The following is a 26,061-nucleotide window of genomic DNA, read 5'->3' on the forward strand; positions in this document are numbered from 1 at the left end:
TTGCTCAGCCGCGAACGATTCGCGGCTGAGTTCCCTGTGGTGCTCGGGCCAGTCGGGCTCCGCCTCAACTCACACTGGGCCTGCCGGCCCAGTGCTCAAACATCGGCGGAGCTTTTTCCGACTGGCCCTGCGCTCCTCGGCTGCGTCGAAGTCGCGACAACAGACCTCGCCCCGATCGCTACCGGTTAGTTAGGTATTGTTTGGGAGCGGATCGTCGATGGCGCTGACGATCCACTCGCGCAATTCGGCGGCTTCTTCCGGGCTCAGGCCAGTGCGGCTGGCCAGTTCGGCGGCGGTGATCGAGGGGGCTTCGCTTCGGCTGGCGAGATAGCGATTGTCGGAAAGCCACTGTTCCAGTGAGTCGGTCGTGTCGGTACGGAATCGGCTGACGCGGCCCTGGCGCAGGCCTTCGATCAGTGCCTGCGGGTGGCCATCGACTTCTTCGAGCAGGTCGAGCACCCGCGGCATGAAAGTGTCGGTGATCTGCCCGAAGGCGGCCAGGGCGCCGGCGTCCACCGGTCGGTGATGGCGGGTGCGCCAGTCGTCGAGAATCAGGGCCGCGGCGTTGCAGCGACGCTCGAGCATGTCATGTTCGCCGGCGTTGAGCATTTCGTTGTCGTCACTGCTGTCGAGAAAGCCCGTCAGCTCGCCCACGCGCGACAGTTCCAGACGCATCAGGCGCGCGGCCAGCGCCAGGTCGTCGTGAAGCAGGTGGAACACCTCGATCATGCCCGTTCCCAGCCAGGGCCTGATCGGTCCGATGCCGGCCTCGCGCGCCCAATCCTCCGGAGAACGCTTACCCGGCTCGGGCACTTCGCGCTTGCGGCGTTCGCCGGCCGGCATGGACAGCCTCAGCGGTTCGATCTGGCCGCGGCGGACTTCCGCCATGTCGACGGTGTGCGGCTGTGGGCCCTTGTCGACCCAGGCCGCCCAGGCCGTGGCCTCGTCGCTTTGCGCCGTCAGGTAGAACATCTGGCGCCCGCCGGCGGCGATCTCCTGTACCGATTGGACGACCAGTTGGTAACGGTCCGGGTCGGAGGTGGTCAGCACCTCGTCCATGAATACCGGTAGCGGTTCTCGATTGCGCTCGGCCTGCTCGATCCAGGCCAGCCTGACGGCCAGCAGCAGTTGGGTGCGGGTGGCGGTGGAAAGCTCGGCCAGCGAGCGCGGCTGATCGGCGCGGGCATCGAAGGCCTCGAACCGTTCGCCGCGAAATCGCAGTTGATACCGGTGGTGGGTGAAGCGCTCGAACCAGTGGGCGGCGCGCCTCAGGGCGGCCGGTTCATTGTCGGCCTGGTGCGCGATGCGCACGTCCTCGATCAGCGTCTGCCCGGCGGCGGCAAGCATGTGCTGGTCGAACTCGTCGGCCAGGGCTTTGCGCTGTTGCTCGAATTCGCCGGTCAGCGACTGCAGTTCCCGACGGCGAACCAGGTCCTCGTGCCGGGTATGGATGGTGGCGATATGCCGGTTGAGTTCGTCGCGGCGCTCGGCTTTCTCGGCCAGCGCCTCGCGGCGCTGGGCCAGGGCTTCCCGCTGCTGTTCCCGGGCCTGATTGAGCAGTTCCTTGTCGGCGTCGAGTTTCTGCTCGAGACGGGACACTTCCAGCGAGCGATCGCGGCGCTGCTGCTCGAGTTGACGCCATTCCTCGTGCTGTTCGATGCGCTGAATCAGCGTGTCGCGGGCGCCAGGCTCGATGCCGGCTTGCTCGAACACCTGGTCGTGGCGCTGCTGCAGCATTTCGATGTCGGCTTCCAGTTCGCCCAGACGATTGCGGTGCCCCTGGATTTCGTTGTGCAGCTCGGCATTTGTGCGCATGCGCGGGGCGAGCTGGTGCAGCACGCTCGCCAGGTTGCGACTCGATAGATTCTCGATTTCGTCGAAGCCGTAGCGCTTGAGCAGTTCAGCCGCCTGGTTGCGGCTCTTGGCATGGGCCGCGCGGTCGTGTTCGAGTTCGTGCTGGTATTGCGCCACCGCGCGGTCGGCCTGTTGCCAGTCGTGAAGTTGCCGGACCCAGAGCAGGAAGCTCGTCTCCAGCCGCGCTTCCGGCCTCAGGCCCAGGGAATCGGCGGTTGCCTGCAGCTTCGCGCGCGCTTCTTCGAGCCGTGTGCGTTCCTCGTTGAGCCGTTCCCGGAGCTCACTGGCGTGGTTGTGCTGCACCTGCCGGCTGTTGGCTGACTCGAGTTCCTGCTCGAGCCGCTCGAGTCGGGTTTCGACTTCTTCCTCGCTCCAGCCCAGGGGTGGCTCCGCCTCGGTCTCCAGAAAACGGGTCCGTGCGGTGCCCAGATACCTGAAGCGCATGACGAAGCGACCGAGCATGAAGGCCGGTACGCCGACGGCCAGCAGGACCAGCAGAACCAGTTCGCCAAAAGGTTCGATCGCCCGGGGTCCGAGCAGGCGCCAGCCGGCCATCGCGCCGGCCAGCGTCAGCCCGCCCCAGAGTAGACCTTCCAGGCCGCTCAGGCGGGCGTGCTCCAGCCAATCCACCAGGGCGTCGCGAGCCTGGCGCAGGGTTTCGGGCGACTCGGCGGTACTCGATCGTGGCACATGCAGCCGCGCCAGTTCGGCGCTGATCGAGCGTACCTTCTCGCGCTGATCGAGCACGCGATCGACTTGCCGTTCGAAGTCCTCGATCTGATCCAGCGGTAGTTCGGGCTGGGCGTCGGCATTCAGGCTTCCGAAGCGTTCGCCGGCGGTCTTGCGCTGGCGCATGGCCTGGTCCATCGCCGCAGCGTGCTGATCGATTCTGCGCTCGATTTCGGCCAGTTCGTCGCGCCGGTCGGCCAGTTCCGCCTGTACCGCCTCGAGCTGCTGCGGGTCGACGCCGCCGGCGGCGCTCAGTCGTTCCTCCGCGGCCTTGAGCGCCTCCTCGGTCAGTCCCAGGTCCTTGCGGCGCTGGGCGATCTGCTCCTCGATCTGGTCTAGCCGGGTCAGTTCGTCGCCGCGCAGGCGGTCCATGCCGCCGGCGAATTCCTCGATGAGCGTATTCTCGAGCGCATTCCTGGCGGCGATGGCGTCGGCCAGGGCGAGCGCGTCCTCGCAGGCGCGCAGCTCATCGGCGGCGAGTCCGGTTTCCTCGAGTTCGCGCTGCAGCGCGTCGAGCGTGTCGAGCTCGTCCTGCAGGTCGGCGTATTCGTCCTGCTTGTCCTCGATCGCCCGGCTCAGCTCGCCCAGTTCCCGGGCCCGCTTCTGCGGTCGCGGAGAGCGGGCCAGAGGTGGCTCGTCAAGGACGGCGTCGAGGTCGTAGCCGCCGGCCAGCAGCGTACGAATCTGGGCGGCGATATGGGCGTCGGTGTCGCCGAAGCGGGCCAGGTCCTCGGAACTGATCAGGTAGGCGCCGATGCTTTCGCTGCCCGGCAGCGACGGTGGCGGGGAGGGTTCGGTGCCTTCGAGCCAGGTGACCTGCTCGCCGTGGCGCTCGCACTCGAGTGTGTGATCGCCGACGCGCCAGCGTGCATGAATGTGACAGAAACCGGGCGTGAGTTCCGGGTAGAGCAGGGCGCGCACCGCGCGCACGATGCTCGATTTGCCCGACGCATTGGGGCCGGTGATGAAATTGATCGCGTCGGGCTCGAACCGGATCGAGATCGGCCCCTCCAGCCCAGCCAGGCTGCGAATGTCGATCCGCTCGAGCTTCATCCCGTTTCCTCGCGTTGGGCGACGAGGCGGGTCAGGGCGAGTCGTCCGGCCCGGCGCAGCCAGGCGGCGATGGCAGCGTCATCGGGCTCGCTCTCGAGATCGCGGAACTCGCGGGCGCGCAGCACCGGTGACATGGATTCCCGCGCCAGGCGGACGAGTCGCTGGTACTCCTCGTCCCCGGGTGACTCCAGCGCCAGCAGGCGGCGCGCCAGCAGACCGCTGGGATCGGTCTGGCGCGACAGGCGTTTCAGGTCCAGCCTGGGCACGACGAGCGACTCGATCTTGTCGACGAAACAGGCCATGCCGTGCTCTTCCCAGGAACGACCATCGGCGGCCAGCTCGGCAGCGGCCGCACCCAGGCTTGCCGCAGCGGGCGTCTGTCCCGTCAAGGTGATGCGCAGACCGACCGCCGTCGGGGGGCAATCATGTTCGGCCAGGGGACGAAGGCGTTCGCGCGCGGCGTTCAGCACCGTTTCGCCCAGTTCGGCGGCGTCTTCGAGTTCGCTGCAGTCGATGTCGAGCGCTTCGTAGCGCAGCGGCGCCAGCGGCAGTTGGTCGACGGCGATGTCCCGGCCCTCGATCTGCACCAGCCAGGGACCGCGCTGACCGGTTTCGGATGCGCGCAATGCCGAGATCGAGCCGAGGTAGCCGATCGGCCGGTCTTCGTCGAGATTGTCGGGGCGGTGAATGTGGCCCAGCAGCCAGGCGTTCACCGGAGCCTCCTCGAGTTCGCGTCGGCTGACCGGGGCATGGGGGCTGTCGACCTGGTCGAGATCGCAGTGAAGCAGGCCGATGACGGTGCCCTTCTGCGTCACGGACAGGCTTTCCAGTGGGCTGTGGCGAACCTGCGGGCGCGGAAAGGACCAGCCCAGGATGGTGACTTTGTCGACTTTTTGCGTCTGCCATTGTCCGTCCGGGCCCAGCAATTCCAGATGCTCGATTTCACCGGCGAGTCGCGGCAGGATTTCGGTGTCGTGGTTACCCGCGACGGCCAGAATGCGGATGCCGGCCGCGGCGAGTTCTTCCACGCCGGCCTTGAGCTGGCCGTAGGCAACGAAGAAATCCCGGCGGTGGTCGACCAGATCGCCGGCCAGGATCACGGCATCGACCTGGCGGCGAATCGCCTCGTCGACGGACCTCGACCAGGCTACCTCGGGACCCAGCTCGCCGCGACGGCCACGCAGATCCTCGGGAATCGCCGCGGGCGGGCGTCCCAGGTGCATGTCACCGATGGCAAGCAGCGTGGTCACGTGTCGGGGCCCTCAGAAACGACGGTTCAACATAAAGGATTCGCGAAGGAGCGACAAGATCGAATCCGGACGGCTGACGTGAATCAGTCGGTAGCCCGTTCGGCTTCGAGCGCCTCGGCGGCTTCCATCCACTCACTCTCGATCGACTCGAGCGTCTGTCTGAGCTCGGCCTGGCGCGCCAGCAACTGTTGCAGCCGGTCGGCCTGTTCTTCTTCGTAGAGACCTGAATCGGCCAGTTCGGACTCGATGTCGACCAGCGCACGGTTGGTCTTCTCGAGCTGGCGGTCGAGCTTGTCGACGCGGTTTTGCAGTGGTTTGATGCGCGCCCGGCGGGCGGCCTGGTCCCGACGCCTGGCCTTGCGGGCGCCAGCGGTGTGCGGCGTTGGATTCTCCGGACTCGAGGAAGCGAGTCCGTCCGTTGCGCTTGAGCGCTCGGCCAGCCAGCGCCGGTAGTCGTCGAGGTCGCCCTTGAATCGGCGCACACCGCCGTCGGCGACCAGCCAGTAGTCGTCGACGGTGTTGCGCAGCAGGTGGCGGTCGTGGGAGACGGTCACCACGGCGCCCTCGAAGCCCTGCATCGCGACGGTCAGGGCGTGGCGCATGTCCAGGTCGAGGTGGTTGGTGGGTTCGTCGAGCAGCAGCAGGTTGGGCGCCTGCCAGACCAGCAGGGCGAGCACCAGCCGAGCTTTCTCGCCGCCGGAGAAGGGGCCGACCGGAGCGGTGGCCATATCGCCGCGAAAATCGAATCCGCCGAGGAAATCGCGGAGCTTCTGCTCGCGCTCGTCGGGGGCGATACGCTGCAGGTGCGTGACCGGGCTGGCCGCCGAGTCAAGTTGTTCGAGCTGGTGCTGGGCGAAGTAGCCGATTCTGAGATTGCGTGTGCGCGTGATCTGACCGGCCATGGGTTCCAGTTCGCCGGCCAGGGCGCGCACGAAGGTCGACTTGCCGGCACCGTTGAGACCGAGCAGCCCGACGCGATCGCCCGGTGCCAGGCTGGTCGAAATGCCGTCGAGGATGACCGTCTCGCCGTAGCCCAATCGCACCTCATCGAGATGAACCAGGGGGTTGGACGCGCGCGGCGGCTCGGGAAAGACGAAGTCGAAGGGCGAGTCGGCATGCGCGGGTGCGACCTTTTCCATGCGTTCGATCGCCTTGAGCCGGCTCTGGGCCGCGCGCGCCTTGTTCGCCTGGGCACGAAAGCGGTCGACGAATTTCTGCATGTGGGCGATCTGGCGCTGCTGCTTTTCAAAGGTCGCCTGCTGCTGGGACAGACGTTCGGCGCGCTGCTGCTCGAAGTCGCTGTAGCCGCCGGTGTATGTGTTCAGTTGGCGGTGTTCGATGTGCACGATGCGATCGACGACATTGTCGAGAAAGTCGCGGTCGTGCGAGATCACCACCAGGGTGCCCTCGAAACGCCTGAGCCAGCTCTCGAGCCAGACGACGGTTTCCATGTCGAGGTGGTTGGTGGGTTCGTCGAGCAGCAGGAGATCCGACGGTGTCATCAGGGCCCGCGCCAGGCTCAGGCGAATGCGCCAGCCGCCCGAAAAGCTGCCCACCGGTTTTTCATGCGCTTCGGATGCGAAGCCCAGCCCGTTGAGCAGCGAACCGGCTCGCGAGCGCGCCGTATAACTGCCGGCCTCGTCCAGCTGGGCGTGCGCTTCGGCGATGGCGTGGCCGTTCCCATTCGCTTCCGACGCTTCCAGCATGGCTTCGGCTTCCCTGAGGCGCTGGTCGCCGTCGATTACGTACTCTATTGCGGGCCTGTCGAGGTCGTCGATCTCCTGGGCCATATAGCCGATGGTCCAGTCGTCGGGCAGCGAAGCCTCGCCCTGGTCAACGGACATTTCGCCGAGAAGCAGGCTGAACAGGCTCGATTTTCCACTGCCGTTGGCGCCGACCAGCCCGACCTTCTGGCCGGGATGAATCGTTGCAGAGGCGTCTTCGAGCAGGGGCTCGGGGCCGTGGCGAAGCGTGATGTTTGACAGGTGAATCATGCGTCTCTACGCGTGGTGTGGAAGTCGGTCAGGGGGGCATTTGAGAAAAGGTTTCAGGGTTCAGGTTTCAGGTTTCAGTAAAAACAAGGGACAAAATCGGAGACGCCAAAACCGAACTTGCCGGTATGGTATCGCAGTGCCATCCTTTCCAAGTGCGGAACCCGGAACCCGGAACCCGGAACCCGGAACCCTGAAACCTGAAACCTGAAACCTGAAACCTCCCAATGTCTTACCGTCTCCGCCATCACCCCCGCGCCCGCCGCCTGAAGTTGCGTGTCGACCGTGACGGTGCACTGGTGGTCACGGCACCGAAGGGCGTGCGGCGTAGCGATATTGATCGTTTCGTTCAGGGGCAGGACGCATGGGTGGCGCGGGTTCGCGAGCGCCTGGCGCGACAGCGCGAGGCGCGCGACCCGAAAGTATGCGGGATGTGGCCGGAGCGGATCGAGTTGCCGGCGGTCGGGGAGGTTTGGGGTGTGGTTTATGGCAACCCGGATGGGAACGTGCCGCGGGGAGACGGGGTCAATCCCGGGTCGCTGGTGCACCTGCCGCCGAACGAAACGAGGGAGGCCGTTGCCGGCCGGCTGCAACACTGGCTGAAACAAAGGGCCCGCCAGACGCTGACGTCCCGGGTCGATGACCTGGCCGAAATGCACGGCATGAACTACGGCCGGGTGAGTTTCCGCAACCAGAAATCGCGCTGGGGCAGTTGTTCGTCCAATGGCAACCTCTCACTCAACGCCAGGCTGCTCTTCTGCTCCCCCGAAGCCTGCCGCTACGTTCTAATCCACGAACTCGTCCACCTCGAGCACCCGAATCACTCGCCACGCTTCTGGCAACGCGTCGGCGAACTCTGCCCCGACTACCGGCAACGAATGCGGGAGCTCAAGATCGTTTGGAATCGACTTCCGGACTGGGTGACGGCAAGCTGATCGTCGGTAATGACCAAGTACCAAGCACTAATTTTCAAACAAATCTCAATGACCAATGATCAAATGATCCAAACAAACCCCGGCTTCGTCTGAGTGATTCTCGAAGACGGTAAGTTTCGAGGGCCGGTAGCCACTCACGGCGGGGCACGGCCCCGTTTCGATCATTGGAATTTCGGTCATTCGAATTTGTTTGAAATTTGGTGCTTGAGATTTGGAATTTTCTGACGCGCTACATTCCCCCTGTTCCGCATCGACCAATCCCCGATAAAAGAAACGCGGCCAGCGGCCGCGTTTCTAATGCACAACACTGAAGCTGAAGCAATCAGTGCGACAGCAGTGGTGCAATCACCAGGCTGACGATGGCCATGACGTTGATCAGGATGTTCATCGAAGGGCCCGAGGTGTCCTTGAGCGGATCACCCACGGTGTCGCCGACGACATTGGCCGTGTGAGCTTCCGAGCCCTTGCCGCCGAAGTTGCCCTTCTCGACGTGCTTCTTGGCGTTGTCCCAGGCGCCGCCGGCATTGGCCATGGTCAGCGCCAGCAGCACACAGCCCAGCAGGGCGCCGCCGAGCATGCCGCCCAGTGCCTCGGCGCCCAGGCCGAAGCCGATGACGACCGGTCCGAGCACGGCCAGTGCGGCCGGCAGCAGCATGCGCTTGATCGCCGAGGTGGTGGCGATGTCGACGCAGCGCGGTGCATCCGGTTCGGCCTTGCCTTCGAGCAGCCCCGGAATCTCGCGGAACTGGCGGCGGATTTCCTGGATCATCTCGAAGGCCGCGTCGCCGACGGCGGTCATGGTGATGGCCGCGACCAGGAACGGGAAGATGCCGCCGATGAACATGCCGATGAGCACGTTGGGGTCGGAGATCTCCAGCGCGAAGCCGGGCAGGCGATGGGCGACCTCCGCGATATAGGCCGAGATGATGGTCAGCGCGGCCATGGCGGCGGCGCCGATGGCGAAGCCCTTGCCGATCGCCGCCGTGGTGTTGCCCAGTTCGTCGAGGGAGTCGGTGATCTTGCGCGTTTCCTCGCCCAGGCCGGCCATCTCGGCGATGCCGCCGGCGTTGTCGGCGACGGGACCGTAGGCGTCGATCGCCATGGTCATGCCGACGGTGGCCAGCATGGCGACTGCCGCGATGCCTACGCCGTAGAGATCGGCCGAGGCATTGGCGACGAAGATCATCGCGCAGATCGACAGGATCGGAATGACGACCGAGCGCATACCGGTCGACAGGCCGGCAATGATCACGGTGGCCGACCCCGTTTCACCCGCGCGGGCGATGTCCCGCACTGGCTTGCCGGCGGTGAAGTACTCGGTCGACAGGCCGATGACGATGCCGCCGACGGCGCCGATCAGCGCGGCGAACCACACGCCCGTCTCGATCCCGAGGTATTTGATCAGGAAGAAGGCCAGCACGATGAAGCCGATGGCTGCCGACATGGTGCCGGTGCGAAGCGCCACTTCCGGGCTTCTGCCCGAGGAGGCACGCACCAGAATGATGGCGCCGATGGAGCACACCAGGCCCAGGGAGGAAAGCAGCAGCGGCAAGGCCATGATGGCCGAGCCTTCGCCCAGGCCTTCGACGTAACCGCCGCCGGCCTGCTGAACCATCACGGTGGCCAGCGCGACGGTGGCGATCATGGCGCCGCAGTATGATTCGAAGATGTCCGAACCCATGCCGGCCACGTCACCCACGTTGTCGCCGACATTGTCGGCAATCACGCCCGGGTTGCGGGGGTCGTCCTCGGGAATGCCGGCCTCGACCTTGCCGACCAGGTCGGCGCCGACGTCGGCCGACTTGGTGAAGATGCCGCCGCCGACACGGTAGAACAGGGCGACCACACTGGCGCCCATGCCGAAGCCGTGAATGCGATGGGCCGTTTCGGGATCGGCGCCGAAGACCACGTAGAGGGTGCCCAGGCCGAGCAGGCCCAGCGAGGCGACCAGCATCCCCATCACCGAGCCGCCGTAGAAGGCCACGCTCAGAGCGCTGGCGACACCTTTTTCATGGGCGGCCGTCGTCGTACGGACATTGGCGCGGGTGGCGGCGATCATGCCGAAGAATCCGGCCGCGGCCGAGCAGATGGCGCCGACCAGGAAGGAGATGGCGGTCTGGATGCCGAGGCCGGATACCGACAGCGCGACGAAGATGACGGCGACCGACAGGCCGATCAGCGTCAGTTCGCGGCGCATGAAGGCCGAGGCGCCCTGCTGGATCAACAAGGCGATCTCACTGGGTTTGCCCTCCATGGCTGGATAGCGCATCACCACGCGATAGAGAATGAAGGCCACGATCAGGCCCACGACCCCGAGCACCGGGGGGATCATCAACTGGTTCATGTTTTCTCCCGAAAATACAGGCGTTTTTGGCGGAAAAAGCGCGAGCATGCGGTCCCGACGAGGATGCGCGGGCCCGCAAAACCGGGTAATTGTAAGGAAAAACCGCGTTTCTTGCTATACTCTGCCGCTTCCCCGTGGTCGTAGCCAGTCCGATCGGTGCATGCGACTCGGGATCAGAACGACAAAATCCAGAATAGAAACAGAGGGATCGACCCGACATGGCTGACGTTGTCATCACACTGTCGCTCGCCCGCAAGACGGGCATTCTCGCCGCCGCTATCTCCGCCATTAATCGTGCTGGTCTGCAGTTTGAAAAGCACCGCTTTGTTGAAGGTGAGTCTGGCCATGTAATTCGGTTGAAAGCCGAAAGCGGAGCAGAATTCGGCGATCCAGAATACTTGATCAACGAACTTTCGAGTATTCGTGGCGTTGAGTCGGTGAGTGATGTGGCTGTCGATGGTCACTCGTTGCTCAATCCCGAGCCGGAGCCAGAGTCGGAACCAGAGCCAGAGCCGGAACCGGAACCTGAGCCAGAACCAGAACCAGAGCCAGAGCCGGAACCAGAGCCAGAACCAGAGCCGGAACCAGAGCCGGAACCAGAGCCAGAACCAGAACCAGAACCAGAGCCAGAACCAGAGCCAAAGCCAGAGCCAGAGCCAGAGCCAGAGCCAGAGCCAGAGTCGGAGTCGGAGTCAGGGTCGGGGTCGGAGCCGGAGCCGGAGCCGAAGGGTGAGTCGGAACCCGAGCCAAACGCCAGCAGGAGAATGCGCCAATCAGTGCTCCGCCGCCGCCGTCTTCGTTAAGGAGCTTCCCTCTAAAGGTGCCGCCGGCCGAGCCTTTAGCGAGGATGGGTATAATCGCGACTGCAGTTTCCGCAAGCAGGCGCCATCCATGAACGTCAACGACATCCCGCCAGGCGTCAATCCGCCTGACGACTTCAACGCCATCATCGAGATTCCGCTCGATGGCCCGCCGGTCAAGTACGAGGTCGACAAAGCGACCGGCGGCATCCACGTCAACCGGCTGCTGGCCACGGCAATGCGCTATCCGTGCAATTACGGCTTCGTGCCCAACACCCTGGCCGAGGACGGCGATCCCCTCGATGTGATGGTGCTCATCCGCGTGCCGTTGCTGCCGGGGTCAATCATCCGCTGTCGGCCGATCGGTTTTCTGGAGATGTCGGACGAGGCCGGGCGCGACGTCAAGATTGCCGCCTTGCCCATCGAAAAGGTCTCGCCGCTGCATGAGGACATCCAGTCGATTGATGATCTGGCCAAGTTCAGCCGGCGCAATATTCGCCACTTCTTCAGCCATTACAAGGATCTGGAGATCGGCAAGTGGGTGGAAGTGCTCGGATGGCATGGGCCGGACGAGGCGCGTGGTGAGATCATGAAGGCGATAGAGGCGTTCGGGAAGGGCGAGTAGCAGAGGCGGTGGTGGGGCTCTGAAATTCCAAATTCCAAGCACCAATTTTCAAACAAATCTCAATGACCGAATTTACAAATGACCGAAACGAACCGGGGCGCTTCGAAAGCCTGGGGCCATGTTTTGATCATTCGGTCATTGAAACATTGGTCCTTGTTTGAGAATTGGTGCTTGGAATTTGAAAATTAACGCTGGGGCAGGACCTTGTGTTCATTCAGGATATCGACCAGTGCCCGGGTGAATCTCGCGCGGTCGCTCTGGTCGATGTGGGAGGTGTCCGGCAGTTCCAGGTTCGCCAGTTCCGGATGGTCTTGGAAGTGGATGGTGGTCGCGCTGGTCGCCTCGGCCAGCCGATCCCAGTAACGCTCGCGCGGATAGTTTTCCCGGTCGAGTTGCCAGTGCCTGTCGGCGGTGGGCATACGCAGGAAGACCACTCGGCCGCCGCGCTCCTGGATGGTCGATACGGCTTGCTCGATCCGCTCCAGGTCGCTCAACCAGCGCCCCGGCGAGGGCGGCGGATGCGCTTCGTAGTCGGCAGCCAGCGCTTGCGTGAAATGCTCGCGCAGTCCCGGCACGTCGGCCTGTTCGTAGTCGGCGGCGATGGTTCGGTCGGACTCCAGGGTCGTGTAACTCTTCGGTGGTGGCTGATTCTCGATCCAGCCTTCCAGCCGACGAACCAGGTTGAAGGGACTGCCGACGACGACCAGCCTTTGTTGCAGGAACGTGAGCAGGCGGCGTTCGATGCGCCGTTGCGGCCCGAAATCGCGGTGATAGTGACGCACCCAGGGCGAACTCATGTCGTGGTGCCAGTGGGCCAGGCCGCGCGCGTCGACGGCAACCATGAGCACACCGGCAAAATCCTCGTCCGCCGCCAGGTCCTCGAGCACCGCGACCGGGTAATGGCCGTTGATTGCCAGCAAGGTGGCTTCCCAATCCGGCAGGGTGTCTTCGAAGGCCCGGGTCGAGAAGGCCAGCTGGATGCGCGAGGCGCCGATAACGGTGAAATTGTGCGCCTGGTCGACGTTCACCACCCGGTGGCGATGGGCCGCCCACAGGTCGCGGTCGTCGTAGAGTGCCGGCGTAAAGCCGCGCTCGCGCCAGAGCCATTCCCAGCCCCCCACAGCGGCGGCGGCGACCAGTCCGGCGATAACGATGACAGCGATGGCTTGCGCTTTACCAGTCACGGACAGAAAGAGCCTCTGCAAAACGTAGCGAGCGATCGTCTGATGGTGGCCGCCGGAGCGGAGAAACCGCAGTGTATATGCAAATACATGAGGATTTTGAGCACGCGCTTTACGTCGTTCCGCTCTGGCTTCTTTCCTTCGGAAAGCCGCCAAAGCTACTCTGCCTACGCTGCCGGACGCCGTCAGGCGGTCGCGCAGTAGTTTTGCAGAGGCTCGTCAGGTCAGAACTGGAAGTAGATGAACGCCCGGTTCTCACCGGGGCTCAGCAGCACGGCGGTCAGCAGCAGGCCGATCATTACGCCGCGTGCCGGCACGGCCAGGCGGGTGTAGACCCCTTCGATCTCGATTCGTCGTATGGCGACATGCCAGGCCAGTAGTCCGGCCATGGCGGCCAGGGCCAGCCAGCCGGCAGTGGTCATGGCCGATTCCGAGGCGGTCAGCAATGCCCGGTAGAACGCGCCGGCCTGGGGCAGGTTTTCGGCGCGGAACAGCACCCAGGTCAGCGTGACGACGACAAAGGTGACAGCCATCCACACCGGCTGCATCAGTCGGTTGCCCAGCCAGGTCAAGTGATTGCCAAGCGGCCGCAGGGCGTGTTCGATGACAAGCCACAGGCCGTGGGCCAGGCCCCAGAGCACGAAGGTCCAGGCCGCCCCGTGCCATAGCCCGCCCAGGCCCATGGCGACGATCAGATTGCCCAGCGTGCGGGCACGGCCGTGGTGGCTGCCACCGAGGCTGATGTAGAGATAGTCGCGGATCCAGGTCGACAGGGTGATGTGCCATCGACGCCAGAAGTCCGAGAAGCCGACCGCGGCGTAGGGGGCGTGGAAGTTCTTGGGCAGTACGAAGCCGAACACCCGCGCCGCGCCGATGGCGCACAGCGAGTAGCCGGCGAAGTCGCAGTAAATCTGGCCGCTGAAGGCGGTGATGCTCGACCAGGCGGCCAGGGTGCCGATGCTGTCGGCCGCTGCAAACCCCGAGTCGACCACCGGTGCGAACAGGCTGTCGGCCAGCACCGTTTTCAGAAACAGGCCGGCTACCATCAATGCCGTGCCGGTCTCCAGGTTCGCCGCTGTCATGTGACGCGGGCTGGCAAGCTGCCCGGCGAACTGCTCGTAGCGCACGATCGGCCCGGCCACCAGTTGCGGAAAAAAGCTCACGTACAGGGCGTAGTCGGCAAAGTCGTCGCCGGGCGTGATGCGTCGCCGGTAGACGTCGAAGGTGTAGGACAGGGTCTGGAAAGTGTAGAAGGAGATGCCGATCGGCAGCACGACATCGATCAGCGGTGCCTGGAACGCGGCGAGACCGAGCCAGCTTGCGAACTGGTTGTAGTTGGCGATGAAGAAGTCGGCGTACTTGAACCAGCTCAACAGGCCGAGGTTGACGACCACCGACAGCAGCAGCCAGGCCTTGCGGCGGTGTGGGTTCTCGCTGGCGTGAAGGCGCTTGGCCGCATTCCAGTCGACCACGGTGGAGACCACCAGCAGCCAGATGAAGACCGGGTTCCAGGCGGCATAGAAGAGGTAGCTGGCCGCAAGCAGTTCCAGCTTGCGTACCCGCCAGCCGCGCGACAGCCCGACCAGGCCCCACAGCGCGACGATGAACAGCGCGAAGGTCAGTGAATCGAAAGTCATCGACGATGAAGTCGGCCGGCATAGATCAGGGCGCGCTCACCGTCTTCGGCCACGGCGCTCAGCGACAGCCACGGGGCCGGTGATTGCGGCAACGGAAGGGTGCAGGAGAACCCGCTGTCAGCCAGGCCGGGCCGGCCGAGGACTTCGGCCACCTTTGGCTGCGGCTCGCCGACGGATTGGCGGTGCACCCGATCGTCGAGACCAATCTCGACGCAGTCGAAGGGCGCGGCATCCAGCGAGCCGGCCCAGCCGGCCAGCCACAGCGTGCCGGCCTCGTCGTCGATGTGCAGTTCATCCAGCCAGCCGCGGGTGCCGTAGCGAAAGCCGTCGAGTACGGAAAGATCGCGGTGGTCCTTTGCGACGACGTAGACATCCTGCTCGTGGGCGAGCAGACGCGGCAGGCGCTTTATGGCGGTATCGGTGCCGAGGCGGGTGCGGATTGCGCGCTCGACGTAAGCCTGGCTGACGAAGGTCGTGCCGTAAATGGCCGGATCGAGGTCGGCGTTCTCGCTGCCGGCGATGTAGAGCACGCCATCGTCGGATACCGACATGTCGGCTGGCAGCGTCGCCTCGTCGTGCACGCTGAAGCACAGCACGCCGTTGGCGTCCAGCAAGTCGCCCAGTTGTTGCAGCCATCGGCCGAACAGCTCGTCGGGCAGATGGGAGAACAGGGAGGCGGCCCAGACCATGTCGAATCGCCGGCCGGGATCGAAATCTTCCGGGACGGCGCTCGAGGCCAGGGCGTGGATGCCGTAACGCTGCCGCACCCACTCGACGGCATCGTGCTGGATTTCGGCGGCATGGATGGATTCGTGGGGAAGGCGATGCACCAGGAAGCGCAGCAGGCGGCCGTAGCCGCAGGCGAAGTCCAGGAACTCGATCCGGTCGGGTTGGATGAAGAGCCGCTCCATGAGTTGTCGCACGACCCGGTACTGCTGCAGGGCCACGGCGAAGTACTGGCTGACGGCGAGGTTGGCGTCACCGTGCGTCTTCAGGGAGTGGGCCAGCATCTGGCATTCGGGATGAACGAGGGTATCGAGTCCGTCTGCCTGCAATTCCGGGCATTGGGCGGCCAGGGTCCCGGCCAGGCGTTCGTCGCGCTGGGCCCGGCGGGCGGCTTCGATCAGTTCGGGCGAAAGAGATTGGGACATGGCCGGGAAGTGTCTGCGGCGCGTCGGACTGACGCGGAATGCTATCACCGATCAGTGCCGGAAGAGTCCTTCGACGCCGCGCCATAGAAGCCATTGTCCGGGATCGTGCTTCATGGCCTGTTCCATGTACTCCATGACCTGTTCCTGAACCGGGCGATGGGGATCCAGTCGGGTGATGGCCAGTTCGCTTTCCCCCGTGTCCGGGTTGACGGTGACGACGAAGAAGGCCACGGGGGTTCCGGTCTGGCCGAAGCGCCTGGCCCCGCCGGATCGCAGCGGTATTTCAGCTTGACCGACGCGCATGCACCAGTCGCCTGGTTCCTGTGTGGGCGTGTCGAAAAGCAGCACCGGCGTCGAGCGGTCCTCGTGGAGCGCCTGACTGATTCGCTGGCTGGCGCCGCCGGTGGTGATCGGCCCATTCGGGCACAGTTGTTTGATCAGGCGGGTCCGCAATCGGTACCAGGCCCGTTTCACCGGCCGGCCGGGCAGATCGTTCCGCGCCACGGGCCGGAAGACGAAACGCGGCCGTAGTCCGCAATGGCGCAGATGCCAGAGCGCAATGATCCCGGTGCCGTAATGCATTCCCGCTGCGATGAAACCGGGCTCTTGAGGCCAGTGCCCGTTGACCGTCAGGCGGGGACGCAATCCGAAGATGAGGCGCCAGGCTTGTGCCGCTTCCACGAGGGTGGTCCAGGCCCACCGCCGACGCAGGTCGGAAACCTCTCCGAAACAGGCGTTTTCGCTCGGCTCGATCGCTTGGGCACTGTCGGGAAACAGCCACGCCAGGCCGGCTGCTTGCCATAGCAAACGGTTCATCCATCGTTGCGGCAGGAGCGCTGCCAGCCCCGGCAGAACGAAATCGCTCAGCAGGTCCGCGAACTGGTGATGCAGCCAGGTCAATGCCCGCACGCTATCGTTCCTCGCTCGCGCGGCGTGAAAAGACCAGTCTGACCCATTCGTCCCGTTCGCTGTAGTCGATCGGTTGGCCCAGATCGGCGTACGCTTCGATCACCGACTCGGCCTGTTCGGGCAGGATGCCGGAGAGCACCAGCGTGGCACCGGGGCGCAGGCAGGCGGCCAGCTTTGGCGCCAGTTCGACCAGTGGCGCGGCGAGGATATTGGCCAGCACCAGATCGAAATGCTTTCGGTCCTCCGGTTGACGCTCGAAGGCTTCCGGCAGCAGGCATTCGATCTCGCCGTCGAGGCCGTTGCGGTGGGCATTTTCCTCCGTGGCCAGCAGGGCCTGCGCGTCGTGGTCGACCGCCACCAGCCGGCCGGCGCCCTTGAGGCCCGCGGCAATGGCGAGCACGCCCGAGCCACAGCCGAAATCGAGCACGTCCTTGCCGTCGATATTCATCGAATCGATCCACTCCAGGCAAAGAGCGGTGGTCGGGTGGGTGCCGGAACCGAAGGCCAGCCCGGGATCGAGCCTGATTACCAGCGGCCAGTCGGGGTCGGGCTCGAGATGGGACGGGCAGATCCACAGGTCGCTGCCGAAACGCATCGGTTCATAGCGATCCATCCAGGCCCGCTCCCAGTCCTGCTCGACGAGTTCGTTAAAGCGCAGGTTGCCCGTTGCTTCACCGAGCCCGGCCTCGGCCAGGGCGTCGCCGATGAGCGATCGGTCCACGTCGGCGTCGAACAGGCCCTCGACGATGGTCTGCGGCCACATCGGCGTGCTGCCGGGCTCGGGTTCGTGTACCGGCACGTCAGCGGCGTCGAGCAGGCTCACCGCATGGGCCCCGGCCTCCGACAGCGCGGCTTCGGCCTCGTCGACGCTCGGCTCGTCGACGGTCACGCGTACCTGTAGCCAGCGCGGGGAATCGGATGGTTCGTTCATCGCCAGTCTCCAAGGACGGTCTGCAGGGCGGCGATCGCTGCCGGCCCCGCGGTTTCGGTTCGCAATACCCGCGGGCCCAGGCGGGTACCGGTGCTGCCCTGTCGTTCGAGCCAGCTCATTTCCTGTTCGGTCAGGCCACCTTCCGGCCCGATTACCAGTATGAAGCCGTCTTGATCGGGCGGCTCGATGCGGCTCAGGGCGGTTTCGGCCAGCGGGTCGAGATGCAGTCGTCGGCCCGGCGGCCAGTTCAATTCTGTAAGTTTGACGGGCGCTTCGATCGGGGGTACGCGGACTCGCCCGCTTTGTTCGCAGGCGGCGACGGCCACCTGTTGCCAGTGACGCTGACGCTTGTCGGCGCGCTTGCCTTCCAGCCGCACCTCGGTGCGTTCCGTATACACCGGCCGGATTCCCGTCACGCCCAGCTCGCAGGCTTTCCGGATGCACCAGTCCATGCGGTCACCACGCGCGACGGCCTGTACCAGGTCGATCGACAGGGGCGATTCGACGTCGACTTCGATGCGGCGTTCGATCGCCACGCTGCAGTGATCACCCGGCCCGGTGGCGGTGATTGTGCCGAAGTATTCATGACCGTCACCGTTGAAAAGGACCAGCGGGTATCCTTTTCGCTGCCGCAGCACCCGGACCAGGTGCCGCGAAGGCCCGGGCTCGAGCTCGACCGTTCGCTCCGTCTCGAGCGCCTGTTCGGTGTAAATACGGATCCTGCGCATCAGCTTCTACTCATCTTGCCGGCAAATCGTTTGCGCGTATGATGGGGCCCCAACTGGCAGCAACAGCCCCGAAACAACCATGAACACCATCAGCAAGCGCGCTCACAGCGGTTTTTCCCTGATCGAAATTCTCGTCGTGGTCGTCATTATCGGCATTCTGGCCGCGGTCGTGGTGCCGCGCGTCATGGACGAGCCCGAGCGGGCCCGCGTGACCAAGGCCCGGCAGGACGTACAGGCCCTGGTCACGGCGCTCAATATGTACAAGCTCGACAACTTCAATTATCCGTCGACCGAGCAGGGCCTCGAGGCCCTGGTTCGTCCACCTTCGGGACAGCCTCCGGCGCCCAACTGGAAAGAGGGCGGCTATATTGACAACTTGCCCACCGATCCCTGGGGCAACGAGTATCAGTACCTCAACCCGGGTGTTCACGGCGAGATCGACGTGTGGTCGTTCGGGGCCAACGGTACGTCCGGCGGTGAGGGCAATAATGCAGAGATCGGCAACTGGCAGGACTAGTGGGTTCACCCTGATCGAGGTGCTGGTGGTGGTGACCATTGCCGCCATTGTGGCCTCGCTGGTGATTCTTCGGCTGGGAACCTGGCGTTCGGGCGCCGAGCCGGTCGAGCAGCTCGATCGCCTGGCCGCATTGATCGACTACCAGTGCGAGCAGGCGCTGTTTCAGTCGAAGCCGCGCGGCGTTCGTCTGACTTCAGAAGGCTATGATTTCTGGCAGTCCACCGGCTCCGGCTGGGCGCCGTTGCCGGATGATGAGGTCGCCCGACCGCGCGCCTGGCAGGGCTCGGTCGATCTCGACCTGGTCGTCGAGGACCGAGCCGTGGCGCTGGAAGCCGAACCGGACGCGCCGCAGCTGGTTTGCCAGCCGTTGGGCGAGATGACCGATTTCAATCTCGAACTTCGCCTGGCCGGCCAAACCGCGGCACTGACCGGCGATCCCGCCGGTCAGCTGGCGCTGGAGAACCGGCAATGAGGCGATCGGCCGGCTTTACGCTGCTGGAAGTGCTCGTTGCCCTGGTCGTGGTGGCGGTGGCGGTGGCCGCGCTGGGTCGGGCCGGCAGCCAGGTGCTCGACAGCCAGGGTGAGCTGGAAGAGCGGACCTGGGCGCTGTGGGTGGCCGACAATGCCCTGGCCGAACTGCAACTCGAGGCCGGTGTCTCGACCGGACAGCGACAGGGCAGTACGGACATGGGCGAACGCACCTGGTACTGGGAGATGCTGATTCAGCCCGCACCCGGCGGTGAATTGCTGCGCGTCGACGTCGCGGTCTACGACGCGCCGCAACGCAGTTCGCCGGTGGTCATGCATACCGGGTTCCTGGCGCCATGAACGGGCGAGTTCGTGGCTACACCCTGGTGGAGGTTCTGGTGGCCGTGGTGGTCTTCGGTATCCTGTCGGCCAGCGCCTATGTCGCATTGGACGCACTCAGCCGTGCCGCCAGCGGCCATCGCGACCGCAGCGAGGATTTCGGCGCACTGCAGGTCGCCGTCGCCCGGCTGGATGCCGACCTGCGCCAGCTGGCCGCAAGGCCGGTAGCCGCGGCCGCCGGCCGTACCGAGCCCGCGCTGTCCGGGCAACCACGCAGCCTGTCGGCAACGCGCTCGGGCTGGAGCAATCCCGCCGACGTCAAACGATCCACCCTGCAGCGCTTCGGCTGGCAGATGGCCGGTAGCGAACTGCAGCGTATCCGCTGGCCGGTAACCGATCGCGTGTCCGACAGCCAGGCGATGACCGAAACCGTCCTGCCGGAGATCGAGTCGCTGAGCTTTTCCTATCGCGACGACACCGGAGGCTGGCAGGAGCGCTGGCCGCCCGGTGAAGCACTGGCGAGGTTGCCGTCGGCCATCGAGGTAGTGATCGACACGCGTCGTTTCGGCCGGGTGCGCCGCGTGGTGGTGCTGAAATGAAATCGATCGCTGTTCCGGGGTTTCATGAACGACAGCGCGGCAGCGCGCTGCTGATTGCGCTCATCACCGCCGCACTCGCCGCCGTGATCGCCACGGTAATGCTCGAACGCGGCCAGCGCTCGCTGGCCCGCAGCGAGGCACTGCTGGCCACCGAACGTTCCTGGCAATACGCCCGGGGCATGTCGGTGCTGGCCGGAAAATTGCTCGAGCAGGCCATGGCCGAGGGGGCGAGCTCATCGGCGCTCGACGGTAGCTGGACGGCCCCGTTCGATGTGCCCGGGGGCATGGTTCAGGGTCGCCTCATCGACCAGGGCGCGTTGTTCAATCTCAACGCGCTGGCGCACCCGGACGGCGCGACGGCCAACGAGGCACGCGAGGCCTTCCGCCGTCTGCTCGAGCAACTCGATCTCAATCCGATTATCGCCGACGAACTGGCCGATTGGCTCGACGGGGCGGTGATGCCCCGGCCGGGCAGCGCGGCCAACGACTGGTATGCCCGCCAGGATCCGCCCTACCGGACCGCCGGCGTACTGATGGCCAACGCCAGTGAACTACGCTGGTTGCGAAGCGTCGACGAGGCTGCGTGGCACAAGCTTTCCCCGCTGGTTGTCGCACTGCCCGAGCCCGAACTGCGAATCAACGTCAATACGGCGCGGCCGGAAGTGCTGGCTGCCGTGATCGCCGAGCTCGATGTCGAACAGGCCCGACGGGTGGTTGCCGATGGACCGTATTCCGATCCGGTGCGCTTTGTCGAGCACCCTCTGGTCGCGCCGGTCATTCGTCCCGATGAGCGCATTCGCCTGGCCATCCGCAGCCGCTGGTACGTGGCCCAGGCGCGGGTGGTCATCGACGGCGTCGAGCGCGACTATTTCCGCCTGATGAACGGCTCGGCGGCAGGTTATGATGGCTTCCGTCGTTTCAGCCAGGGGGTGCCCTGAACATGGCGCGAGCGCGCTCGGAAAGGCTGGTCATCCATGCCGCCGGATCACAATGGTCCTGGGCGCAAGTCGACCGTGGTTCCAGGGTGACGGACTCGGGTGGTTGCGATCCCGCCGAACCCGACTGGCCGCTCGATCGGCCGGCGATCGTATTGCTCGATGCCTCGCGCTGCCTGGGTCTGAAACTGGACTTGCCGCCGCTGCGCGGGCACAAACTGCAGCAGGCCATGCGCTGGGCGGCCGAGGAACATCTGGCCGGCAGCGCCGAGGACGAACACGTGGTGGCGGGGCCGCGCGACGATGCCGGCCAGCTTTGCTGCGTGAGCATCGCCAACGCAGTCATGGCCGATCTTGCCGCACGGCTCGAGTACGTCGAGGCCGAACGCATGCTGCCCGATGCGCTGTGCCTGCCCTGGCAGCCGGGTCGCGTCAGCCTGGCCGAAAACGACGGCCGCATCCTGGTGCGATGGGGCGATTGGTCGTTTACCAGTTTCGATGCCGAGTTGGCCGGCGACATGGTCGATTCGGTGGCGCCGGCCGACACCGAGTGGGACTGGTACGGCGGCGAGCGTCCCGACTGGGTCGACCTGCGGGGTGCGGCCGACCGCGGCGACGGCCAGCCTCTGCCGGCCATCCTGGTGCGACAGGCTGATTCCGTCGACCTGAACCTGTTGGCCGGATCCTGGGCACCGCGTTCCGCAGCAACGACACGATCGCGATGGCGCTGGACGGCCATCCTTGCCGCCGTTGCGGTCGTATTGATCATCGGGCATGCCGCGCTGGAGCGCTATCAGCTCGGCCAGCGTTCCGCGGAACTCGAGACCGCCATCGAGCAACAATTCCAACAGGCGTTTCCGGATGTCGGGCGCATTGTTCGCCCGAAGGCCCAGGCCGAACGCGAACTCGCCCGGCTGCGATTCGGGCAGGCCGCCGGCCTGCTCGATCTGATGCATCGCGTCGCCCCGGTCATCGACGGCCAGGCCCAGATTCAGCTCGACAGTCTCGATTATCGTGACGGCGTGCTGGAACTGGGGCTGCGAGCGCCCGACGTGGCCGCCCTCGACCAACTCGAGCAGCGTCTGCGCGCGCTCGATCTTTCCGCCGAGGTGCAGACCGCCAGCCTGGACGAACAGGGTGCCAGCGGCCGCATTCGCATCAGCCGTGGAGGTGGCGCATGAATGCCTGGCAGCAGCTCGAGCCGAGGCAGCGGCGTCTGATCGGCCTGGCCGGCCTGGTGCTGGTCGTCGCCCTGGTCTACGTCTGGATCTGGGAACCGCTGGCCGAGGCGCGCGAAGCCGAGCGCGAGCGCATCGCTCAGCAACAAGCCTTGCTCAACTGGCTTGAGACCGTGGCTCCGATGGCCGAGCGACTTCGCGAGAACAGCCGGTCCAGCCGCGACCTGGACGGGCGGTCCCTGCTCGGCCTGGCCGACGAGACGGCGCGTGCCGCCGGGCTGGCCGGTGCCATGGCGCGAATCGAGCCGACCGGTGATGATGAAGTACGCGTGTGGCTCGAGGGGGCCGACTTTGTCAAAGTAATGGGTTGGCTCGAGGCGTTTTCGCGCAGCCGGCCGGTACAGGTCGATCAGCTACAGGTCGACACGACCGGCGATGAGGGGCAGGTCAACGTTCGGGTCACTCTTATAAGCAATGCGTAAACTTCTCTGGTTGATCCTCCTGGCGGTGCCCCTGGTCATTGTCGTCACGCTGCCGGCGCGCGTGGTCGTGCCCCGGCTGGATGTGGGCGAGGAAGTACGCGATGTGCAGGGCACGCTGTGGCGTGGCGAGGCCGTGTGGCAACAGCCCGGTTTTGCCCCGCTGGACGTGAACTGGCGCTGGGACAGCGGCCGCGATTGGTCCTGGCAGGCGCGCGGCGACGGCGTTGAACTGGACGGCCAGTGGCGGCTGAATACCGGTGCGACCGAGTTGACCGCGGTCACGGGCACGATCGACATGAATCGATTCGATGCGCGGCTTTGGATGGTCAATGCCAGGCCACGCGGGCATGTCGAGCTTGACGTGGCCCGTGCGCTGATCGCCGAAGGTCAGCCGCCGGAGATCGACGGCCGGCTGGTCTGGCGCGATGCGCGCCTGGAGGGGGCGGTGCAGGAATCGCTGGGTGAGATCACCGTCCGGCTCGATTCCCGGCAGCAGGGCCAGCGTGCCCGGGTCGAGTCCACCGAGTCGGGCGCCATCCAGGTGCGCGGCGGTATCGAGCTGGGTGCGGAGCGATACGATGTGGATCTGTGGCTGCGCGCCAGCGCCGACCGGCCGGAGCTGCTGCGCCAGATCGCCTGGCTGGGCGAACCCCAGCCCGACGGCCAGGTCCGTGTCCAGCTCAGCGGCGCGCTGGGTTGGTAGCCGGCAGGGAATTCGAAAGAGGAGTGTAGTCCGTGATCGATCTCGACCAGGCCATGCAGACCGCGCTGGCGGCGGCCGACGCCGCCGCCGAAATCGCCATGCGCCATTTCGGGCGTGAGCTCGAAGTCGAACTCAAGTCCGACGAAAGCCCGGTGACGGTCGCTGACCGGGAAGCCGAGCAGGCCATCCGCGAAATAATCCGAGAACGTTTTCCCGAGCATGCCCTGTTTGGCGAGGAATACGGCCGGGAAGGCGACAGCGATTACTTGTGGCTGATCGATCCGATCGACGGTACACGCAGTTTCATCCGTTCACTGCCGTTCTGGTCCACGCAGATCGCCCTGATGATCGACGGTGAACTCGTGCTGGGTGTCTCCTCGGCACCGACCTTCGGTGAACGGGTCCGCGCCCTGCAAGGCCGGGGTGCCTTCATCAACGACCGGCAGGTGCGGGTGCGTTCGATCGAGCGGCTCGAGGACGCCGACGTGTGTTTCGGCAACCTGCGTACGCTCGCCCGCGGCGCCGGCTGGCCCTGGGTGGGCGAGCTGGTGTCGCGCGCGGCCCGCTCGCGCGGCTACGGCGATTTCTATTCCTACCATCGTCTGGCCGACGGCGGGCAGGACGTGGTCGTCGAAAGCGACGTGAACATCCTCGATATCGCCGCGGTTTCGGTGATCGTGCAAGAGGCCGGCGGCGTCCTGACCGACCTGGACGGGCTGGCGCCGAGCCTGGAGACCACCTCGGTGCTGGCGGCCTGCCCCGAACTGCATCGCCAGTTGCTATCCTCACGTTCATGAAGGATCGTGAATCTTCCCGCCCCCTGCCGATCATCCACGACCGGCGCGAACGTCGTCCGGCCGACCTGTTTCGGGTGGAGCAGCTCGACCTCGAATTCGCCAATGGCGAGCGCCGTACCTACGAGCGGTTGATCAGCCGCGGTGTCGGTGCGGTGATCGTCGTCGCGATGCCTGACGACGACCATGTCCTGCTGATCCGGGAATATGCCTGCGGCGTCCACCGTTATGAACTGGGATTGCCCAAGGGGCGGCTCGAGCCGGGCGAGACCTATGCCGAGGGCGCCAACCGAGAGCTGCAGGAAGAATGCGGCTACGGGGCACGCTCGCTGACCGAGTTGGGCCACCTCACGCTCGCACCCGGGTACATGACCCACCGCACGCACATCATTCTGGCCCGCGACCTCTACGAGTCGCGTCTGCCCGGCGACGAGCCCGAGGACATCGAGGTGGTCGAGTGGCCGATGAACGACCTGATCTCGCTCATCCGCCGCGAAGACTGCACCGAAGGTCGCACCATCGCAGCGCTCTACATGGCAAGGGACATGCTGGCCGGCGGCTGACGGCGGCCCTGCCGGTTTCTACCGGGCCGAGGCTCGTTGGCGCTGGTCGCCGTGGGCGACTTGTTGGCTGGTTGGCTTGTTTGCTGGTTTGCTAGTTCGGTAACTGCCCGCCTTGCAGTGCGGCTGCGCCGCGTTAGCCCAGGCATCATCCGAGAGGTGATCAGGGCGCCCGTCATCGAACGCGGCGAAGCCGCCCCGCAAACCGATCGGCTGCCGAACCAGCCAACCAGCCAACCAGCCAACCAGCCAACCAGCCAACCAGCGAACCAGCGAACCAGCGAACTCAAAATGGTTTGACGATCACCAGCACGACGACCGCGATCAGGAGTACTGACGGTGCTTCATTGAACACCCGGTACCACTTCGAGCTGTGGCTGTTCTCGCCGCGGGCGAAGACCTGTACCAGGCGCCAGCACCATACGTGGTAGCCGATCAGGGCGGCGACCAGCGCGAGCTTGACGTGCATCCAGCCGCCGGTGCTCAGGTGCCAGGGTTCGCCGATCAGGGTCGCGAGGCCGAACCCCACTGCCAGCGCGCCGCCGATGTGGGTGATGTAGAGCAGCCGCCGCTGCATGATCTTGAGCAGTTCGAAGGTGTGCCCGGCCGGGTTCTCGGCGGCGTAGACGAACAACCTGGGGAGGTAGAAAAGCCCGGCGAACCAGGTGACGACGAAGACGACATGGAAGGCCTCGAGCCAGCGCATGCGGGGCTCCTGAAAGATGATCGAGGCCGGTATTCTCCAGTAATCAGCGTGGGTGGGCAACTTGACGTCGACCCGACCGACCATGTATAAACAACGCGCACATCACAAAAAATTCATGAATTTTCAACTTCATGAATGCATAAGAACAACGTGCGAGCCATCCGGTTTGGGGCACACCATATTGAAGCGGCCGACAGGCCGCTTTCTTTTTCTCACTGTCCCGCGCTAGCATTGAAGCTGCAGCGAACAGACGCAATATCTTCGTTGTCGAAAGTAATCGCATGCCCCGGAGCACCATGATGAGCGATACCCAACCCATGATCTTCACGACCTCCGCCGCCAATAAGGTGCGCGAGCTGATCCTGGAAGAAGGCAACCCCGAACTGAAGCTGCGGGTCTATATCACCGGGGGCGGCTGTTCCGGTTTCCAGTACGGTTTCACCTTCGATGAGCAGATCGAGGATGGTGATATCACCGTCGATCGCGAGGAGGTCACGCTGGTGGTCGATCCTCTGAGCTTTCAGTATCTCGAAGGCGCCGAAGTGGACTACAGCGAAAGCCTGCAGGGTGCGCGATTCGTCATCCGCAACCCCAATGCCGCCACGACCTGTGGGTGTGGCTCCTCCTTCGGCGTCGCCTAAGGGCCGGGACTTCAACCGTCG

The 26,061-nt window shown here is 65.1% G+C and carries 25 protein-coding genes; 13 read left to right on the top strand and 12 right to left on the bottom strand.

Annotation, left to right across the window (positions count from 1 at the left end; all coding sequences use genetic code 11):
* Positions 1–189: 189 nt before the first annotated feature.
* The 3 genes from DZK26_RS01930 to DZK26_RS01940 form a co-directional block, all read right to left on the bottom strand.
* Complete coding sequence (locus tag DZK26_RS01930; RefSeq protein WP_116897224.1) at positions 190–3,636, bottom strand: AAA family ATPase; 3,447 nt, start codon at positions 3,634–3,636, stop codon at positions 190–192.
* Positions 3,633–4,886: a metallophosphoesterase gene (locus DZK26_RS01935; protein ID WP_116897225.1), complete on the bottom strand. Its 1,254-nt coding sequence runs from the start codon at positions 4,884–4,886 to the stop codon at positions 3,633–3,635. The genes DZK26_RS01930 and DZK26_RS01935 overlap by 4 nt, the downstream gene beginning before the upstream one ends.
* 83 nt (positions 4,887–4,969) lie before the next feature.
* Positions 4,970–6,880, bottom strand: a complete 1,911-nt coding sequence (locus DZK26_RS01940) for an ATP-binding cassette domain-containing protein (RefSeq protein ID WP_116897226.1) — start codon at positions 6,878–6,880, stop codon at positions 4,970–4,972.
* Positions 6,881–7,104: 224 nt separating this feature from the next.
* Here DZK26_RS01940 and DZK26_RS01945 point away from each other — a divergent pair, with 224 nt between their 5' ends.
* The gene (locus tag DZK26_RS01945; protein ID WP_116897227.1) at positions 7,105–7,812 is read left to right on the top strand and encodes a M48 family metallopeptidase; all 708 of its coding nucleotides are present in this window, start codon (positions 7,105–7,107) and stop codon (positions 7,810–7,812) included.
* A gap of 322 nt (positions 7,813–8,134) precedes the next feature.
* Here the strand turns inward: DZK26_RS01945 and DZK26_RS01950 are convergent, their stop codons facing one another.
* Together DZK26_RS01950 and DZK26_RS14230 are read right to left on the bottom strand one after the other, a co-directional pair.
* Positions 8,135–10,156, bottom strand: a complete 2,022-nt coding sequence (locus tag DZK26_RS01950) for a sodium-translocating pyrophosphatase (protein WP_116897228.1) — start codon at positions 10,154–10,156, stop codon at positions 8,135–8,137.
* 173 nt (positions 10,157–10,329) lie between these two features.
* Positions 10,330–10,620, bottom strand: coding sequence for a hypothetical protein (locus DZK26_RS14230; protein WP_181918270.1), 291 nt, complete (start codon positions 10,618–10,620; stop codon positions 10,330–10,332).
* A 427-nt stretch (positions 10,621–11,047) separates the two neighbouring features.
* On the opposite strand from DZK26_RS14230, the gene ppa reads away from it, so the two are divergent.
* Complete coding sequence (gene ppa / locus DZK26_RS01960) at positions 11,048–11,581, top strand: inorganic diphosphatase (protein WP_116897229.1); 534 nt, start codon at positions 11,048–11,050, stop codon at positions 11,579–11,581.
* Positions 11,582–11,766: 185 nt separating this feature from the next.
* Here ppa and DZK26_RS01965 read toward each other — a convergent pair whose 3' ends face one another.
* The 6 genes from DZK26_RS01965 to DZK26_RS01990 form a co-directional block, all read right to left on the bottom strand.
* Complete coding sequence (locus DZK26_RS01965) at positions 11,767–12,765, bottom strand: hypothetical protein (protein ID WP_117238625.1); 999 nt, start codon at positions 12,763–12,765, stop codon at positions 11,767–11,769.
* Between the two features lie 221 nt (positions 12,766–12,986).
* Positions 12,987–14,399: an MBOAT family protein gene (locus DZK26_RS01970; RefSeq protein ID WP_116897231.1), complete on the bottom strand. Its 1,413-nt coding sequence runs from the start codon at positions 14,397–14,399 to the stop codon at positions 12,987–12,989.
* A complete protein-coding gene (locus tag DZK26_RS01975) occupies positions 14,396–15,550 on the bottom strand; it encodes a trans-aconitate 2-methyltransferase (protein WP_116897232.1) in 1,155 nt (384 codons plus the stop codon). Before DZK26_RS01975 ends, DZK26_RS01970 begins: the two co-directional genes overlap by 4 nt.
* Positions 15,551–15,601: 51 nt before the next feature.
* Positions 15,602–16,459, bottom strand: a complete 858-nt coding sequence (locus DZK26_RS01980; protein ID WP_116897233.1) for a hypothetical protein — start codon at positions 16,457–16,459, stop codon at positions 15,602–15,604.
* A 1-nt stretch (position 16,460) separates the two neighbouring features.
* Positions 16,461–17,390: a 50S ribosomal protein L11 methyltransferase gene (gene prmA / locus DZK26_RS01985; protein WP_116897234.1), complete on the bottom strand. Its 930-nt coding sequence runs from the start codon at positions 17,388–17,390 to the stop codon at positions 16,461–16,463.
* Positions 17,387–18,118, bottom strand: coding sequence for a 16S rRNA (uracil(1498)-N(3))-methyltransferase (locus DZK26_RS01990; protein WP_116897235.1), 732 nt, complete (start codon positions 18,116–18,118; stop codon positions 17,387–17,389). The genes prmA and DZK26_RS01990 overlap by 4 nt, the downstream gene beginning before the upstream one ends.
* A 79-nt stretch (positions 18,119–18,197) precedes the next feature.
* On the opposite strand from DZK26_RS01990, the gene gspG reads away from it, so the two are divergent.
* The 10 genes from gspG to nudE are packed head-to-tail and all read left to right on the top strand — an operon-like array spanning position 18,198 to position 24,696.
* Positions 18,198–18,635 (top strand): type II secretion system major pseudopilin GspG, encoded by a 438-nt coding sequence (gene gspG, locus DZK26_RS01995; RefSeq protein ID WP_116897236.1) that lies wholly within the window; start codon positions 18,198–18,200, stop codon positions 18,633–18,635.
* Complete coding sequence (locus DZK26_RS02000; RefSeq protein WP_116897237.1) at positions 18,607–19,107, top strand: prepilin-type N-terminal cleavage/methylation domain-containing protein; 501 nt, start codon at positions 18,607–18,609, stop codon at positions 19,105–19,107. Before gspG ends, DZK26_RS02000 begins: the two co-directional genes overlap by 29 nt.
* Complete coding sequence (gene gspI, locus DZK26_RS02005) at positions 19,104–19,463, top strand: type II secretion system minor pseudopilin GspI (protein ID WP_116897238.1); 360 nt, start codon at positions 19,104–19,106, stop codon at positions 19,461–19,463. The genes DZK26_RS02000 and gspI overlap by 4 nt, the downstream gene beginning before the upstream one ends.
* Positions 19,460–20,041: a type II secretion system minor pseudopilin GspJ gene (gene gspJ, locus DZK26_RS02010; protein ID WP_116897239.1), complete on the top strand. Its 582-nt coding sequence runs from the start codon at positions 19,460–19,462 to the stop codon at positions 20,039–20,041. The genes gspI and gspJ overlap by 4 nt, the downstream gene beginning before the upstream one ends.
* Positions 20,038–20,979, top strand: coding sequence for a type II secretion system minor pseudopilin GspK (gene gspK / locus DZK26_RS02015; RefSeq protein ID WP_116897240.1), 942 nt, complete (start codon positions 20,038–20,040; stop codon positions 20,977–20,979). Before gspJ ends, gspK begins: the two co-directional genes overlap by 4 nt.
* Before the next feature lie 2 nt (positions 20,980–20,981).
* The gene (gspL, locus tag DZK26_RS02020) at positions 20,982–22,157 is read left to right on the top strand and encodes a type II secretion system protein GspL (protein ID WP_116897241.1); all 1,176 of its coding nucleotides are present in this window, start codon (positions 20,982–20,984) and stop codon (positions 22,155–22,157) included.
* Entirely contained in the window at positions 22,154–22,636 is a 483-nt protein-coding gene (gene gspM / locus DZK26_RS02025; RefSeq protein ID WP_116897242.1) for a type II secretion system protein GspM, read from the top strand. Before gspL ends, gspM begins: the two co-directional genes overlap by 4 nt.
* Positions 22,629–23,339 (top strand): type II secretion system protein N, encoded by a 711-nt coding sequence (gspN, locus tag DZK26_RS02030; RefSeq protein WP_116897243.1) that lies wholly within the window; start codon positions 22,629–22,631, stop codon positions 23,337–23,339. Before gspM ends, gspN begins: the two co-directional genes overlap by 8 nt.
* 35 nt (positions 23,340–23,374) lie before the next feature.
* Positions 23,375–24,136: an inositol monophosphatase family protein gene (locus DZK26_RS02035; RefSeq protein ID WP_404976174.1), complete on the top strand. Its 762-nt coding sequence runs from the start codon at positions 23,375–23,377 to the stop codon at positions 24,134–24,136.
* Entirely contained in the window at positions 24,133–24,696 is a 564-nt protein-coding gene (gene nudE / locus DZK26_RS02040) for an ADP compounds hydrolase NudE (protein ID WP_116897244.1), read from the top strand. Before DZK26_RS02035 ends, nudE begins: the two co-directional genes overlap by 4 nt.
* A 283-nt stretch (positions 24,697–24,979) precedes the next feature.
* Here the strand turns inward: nudE and DZK26_RS02045 are convergent, their stop codons facing one another.
* Positions 24,980–25,399 carry a CopD family protein gene (locus DZK26_RS02045; protein ID WP_116897303.1) on the bottom strand — a complete coding sequence of 140 codons (420 nt, stop codon included), beginning with the start codon at positions 25,397–25,399 and terminating at the stop codon, positions 24,980–24,982.
* 299 nt (positions 25,400–25,698) lie between these two features.
* Between DZK26_RS02045 and erpA the strand changes: the two genes are divergently transcribed.
* Positions 25,699–26,040, top strand: a complete 342-nt coding sequence (erpA, locus tag DZK26_RS02050) for an iron-sulfur cluster insertion protein ErpA (RefSeq protein WP_116897304.1) — start codon at positions 25,699–25,701, stop codon at positions 26,038–26,040.
* Positions 26,041–26,061: the final 21 nt, after the last annotated feature.

Source organism: Wenzhouxiangella sp. 15190 (assembly GCF_003417465.1).
GTDB lineage: Bacteria > Pseudomonadota > Gammaproteobacteria > Xanthomonadales > Wenzhouxiangellaceae > Wenzhouxiangella.

Bases quoted from the DNA above. Each gene is read 5' to 3' on its own strand.
- erpA (WP_116897304.1), top strand. From the start codon at position 25,699: ATGAGCGATACCCAACCCATGATCTTCACGACCTCCGCCGCCAATAAG.
- DZK26_RS01945 (WP_116897227.1), top strand. From the start codon at position 7,105: ATGTCTTACCGTCTCCGCCATCACCCCCGCGCCCGCCGCCTGAAGTTG.
- gspK (WP_116897240.1), top strand. From the start codon at position 20,038: ATGAAATCGATCGCTGTTCCGGGGTTTCATGAACGACAGCGCGGCAGC.
- DZK26_RS02000 (WP_116897237.1), top strand. From the start codon at position 18,607: ATGCAGAGATCGGCAACTGGCAGGACTAGTGGGTTCACCCTGATCGAG.
- DZK26_RS01930 (WP_116897224.1), bottom strand. From the start codon at position 3,636: ATGAAGCTCGAGCGGATCGACATTCGCAGCCTGGCTGGGCTGGAGGGG.
- DZK26_RS01975 (WP_116897232.1), bottom strand. From the start codon at position 15,550: ATGTCCCAATCTCTTTCGCCCGAACTGATCGAAGCCGCCCGCCGGGCC.
- DZK26_RS01970 (WP_116897231.1), bottom strand. From the start codon at position 14,399: ATGACTTTCGATTCACTGACCTTCGCGCTGTTCATCGTCGCGCTGTGG.
- DZK26_RS01950 (WP_116897228.1), bottom strand. From the start codon at position 10,156: ATGAACCAGTTGATGATCCCCCCGGTGCTCGGGGTCGTGGGCCTGATC.
- gspN (WP_116897243.1), top strand. From the start codon at position 22,629: ATGCGTAAACTTCTCTGGTTGATCCTCCTGGCGGTGCCCCTGGTCATT.
- gspL (WP_116897241.1), top strand. From the start codon at position 20,982: ATGGCGCGAGCGCGCTCGGAAAGGCTGGTCATCCATGCCGCCGGATCA.
- prmA (WP_116897234.1), bottom strand. From the start codon at position 17,390: ATGAACGAACCATCCGATTCCCCGCGCTGGCTACAGGTACGCGTGACC.
- DZK26_RS02045 (WP_116897303.1), bottom strand. From the start codon at position 25,399: ATGCGCTGGCTCGAGGCCTTCCATGTCGTCTTCGTCGTCACCTGGTTC.
- gspG (WP_116897236.1), top strand. From the start codon at position 18,198: ATGAACACCATCAGCAAGCGCGCTCACAGCGGTTTTTCCCTGATCGAA.
- gspM (WP_116897242.1), top strand. From the start codon at position 22,154: ATGAATGCCTGGCAGCAGCTCGAGCCGAGGCAGCGGCGTCTGATCGGC.
- ppa (WP_116897229.1), top strand. From the start codon at position 11,048: ATGAACGTCAACGACATCCCGCCAGGCGTCAATCCGCCTGACGACTTC.
- gspI (WP_116897238.1), top strand. From the start codon at position 19,104: ATGAGGCGATCGGCCGGCTTTACGCTGCTGGAAGTGCTCGTTGCCCTG.
- nudE (WP_116897244.1), top strand. From the start codon at position 24,133: ATGAAGGATCGTGAATCTTCCCGCCCCCTGCCGATCATCCACGACCGG.
- gspJ (WP_116897239.1), top strand. From the start codon at position 19,460: ATGAACGGGCGAGTTCGTGGCTACACCCTGGTGGAGGTTCTGGTGGCC.
- DZK26_RS01940 (WP_116897226.1), bottom strand. From the start codon at position 6,880: ATGATTCACCTGTCAAACATCACGCTTCGCCACGGCCCCGAGCCCCTG.
- DZK26_RS01990 (WP_116897235.1), bottom strand. From the start codon at position 18,118: ATGCGCAGGATCCGTATTTACACCGAACAGGCGCTCGAGACGGAGCGA.